General features: G+C 66.6%; 1 pseudogene. It reads left to right on the top strand.

From position 1 onward, the window contains the following. Positions 1-329, top strand: a pseudogene (gene amiR, locus ACLJNW_RS23945) (transcriptional antitermination factor AmiR); the annotation flags it as partial.

The following is a 329-nucleotide window of genomic DNA, read 5'->3' as shown; positions in this document are numbered from 1 at the left end:
CCGGAACTCCGCGCACTACCCTGGTGGCGCTGGTGGAGTACGAAAGCCCCGCGGTGCTCTCGCAGATCATCGAACTGGAGTGCCACGGCGTGATCACCCAGCCGCTCGACGCCCACCGGGTGCTGCCTGTGCTGGTATCGGCGCGGCGCATCAGCGAGGAAATGGCGAAGCTGAAGCAGAAGACCGAGCAGCTTCAGGAACGCATCGCCGGCCAGGCCCGGATCAACCAGGCCAAGGCGTTGCTGATGCAGCGCCATGGCTGGGACGAGCGCGAGGCGCACCAGTACCTGTCGCGGGAAGCGATGAAGCGGCGCGAGCCGATCCTGAAG

This window comes from Salmonella sp. SAL4457 (genome assembly GCF_046548235.1).
GTDB lineage: Bacteria > Pseudomonadota > Gammaproteobacteria > Enterobacterales > Enterobacteriaceae > Salmonella > Salmonella enterica.
The sequence above is the reverse complement of the archived record's forward strand: the minus strand, read 5'-3'. Positions and strand labels throughout refer to the sequence as shown.